This window comes from Epilithonimonas bovis DSM 19482 (assembly GCF_900108115.1).
In the GTDB taxonomy this organism is placed as follows: domain Bacteria; phylum Bacteroidota; class Bacteroidia; order Flavobacteriales; family Weeksellaceae; genus Epilithonimonas; species Epilithonimonas bovis.
Genome location: NZ_FTPU01000087.1, coordinates 1 through 1415 on the forward strand (window position 1 = coordinate 1; position 1415 = coordinate 1415).

Here is a 1415-nt window from a genome sequence, read left to right on the forward strand (position 1 = left end):
CACTATCAAACGGATAAACACACAAATGAGTAATATTCCTTCATAAAACATTGTTTTTCAATATGTTTTTATAAGAATACAAAAACCCACCTCTCTGTTTTTCAGAACAATTCTGTCTGTATCCAAGGTGGTTTTCTTCGTTTTTTCTGTTTCGTGTAAGTTCTCCTGCTGTTCTGTACCATCCAAAATATTTCCAGATGGCTGATTAAATGAATCCTGATGAGTGCCGCAATGGTAGAAAATGCCTTTTTGCTCTTTGATTTTACACGTAGAACCTGCAACAGTAGCTGTGCAATCAGGGTACACCAAATTTGGGTTTTGATGCCGTTTTCTGTTTCGGAATAAAAATAATGTAACTGGAAGTTTTGTTTGAGTTTTTTGAACAATAGTTCAATGTTCCAACGAAGTTTGTACAAAAAAGCGACTTCTTCCCGGCTGATTTCAAAATTATTGGTGATAAACTCAAAAATCCGCCCTTTATCATCCCTGTAGTTTACTTTTCTCAGGCATAAAGTCTTTTGCTTATTGTCTTCTTTGTAAATGAGATGAATGTGCTCTTCCAGCAAAACACCGGATTCTCCGTCTTGCAACTCTTGTCTGAAGAGTTCTTCCTCTACTTGATATACCGCATTTTTCTTCAATCTGCACACAAAATTGACTTGTTGCTCCGTCCAATGGGCAAATTGCAGGTAATGATTGTAAGCTCTGTCAAAAACAATCATGCTGTGGGCTGCCAGATTCAAATACTGAAGAAAATTTTTGTCGTGCAGTTTAGCTTCGCTGATTTTCACAAATTCAGGCGTATCGCTGTGGGCATCTATCATCATGTGTACTTTCAGTCCGCCTTTTTTCTTTCCTTCGTTCTTGGGGTTTCTGCCTACTCCTTTCATAATGTCTGAAAACAAGCGTATGGTACTGGAATCGAAGATGAAAAGCTTGGCAAAAGAAACATTATCAATACGGCTGACCGACAAAACGGACTTGAAATGTTCCAATAACATAAAATAGACATCCTTGAAAAATTCATTGTCCCTGCCCCGAAGCCCATCGCCTGCCGTGCTCTTGGCGGGAGATTTTTCCATTCCCAAATAATTGAGTTTTCCTGCCAAACCTTGCATCCCATCGCATATTTCACCCATAGAATCGCATCGGCTGAATATGCCGAAAAGCATCGTCATCAAATGCGTCCACGAATCAAATGTTTTATAATATCGGTCTGATTGATGCTTGTTAACCAATAAATCAAACTTGTTGCGGGGGATAAATTGCAATATTTGTTTGAAAATTGGCTGACCGACTAAATTCTTTTCTGTATTTTTATGGCTCATATTTTTAGTGTGTAGTAAAACTAAAATATGAAAAAAGGAGCTACCTGAACAGATGGCTCCTTATATTTTTTTTGTCGGTTAGTAGTG

The 1415-nt window shown here is 38.0% G+C and carries 1 protein-coding gene; it reads right to left on the reverse strand.

Annotation, left to right across the window (positions count from 1 at the left end; genetic code table 11):
- Positions 1 to 101: 101 nt before the first annotated feature.
- On the reverse strand, positions 102 to 1328 hold the full coding sequence (locus B0B05_RS16220; protein WP_076784607.1) for an IS4 family transposase: 1227 nt from the start codon (positions 1326 to 1328) through the stop codon (positions 102 to 104).
- Positions 1329 to 1415: the final 87 nt, after the last annotated feature.

Bases quoted from the DNA above. Each gene is read 5' to 3' on its own strand.
- B0B05_RS16220 (WP_076784607.1), bottom strand. From the start codon at position 1,328: ATGAGCCATAAAAATACAGAAAAGAATTTAGTCGGTCAGCCAATTTTC.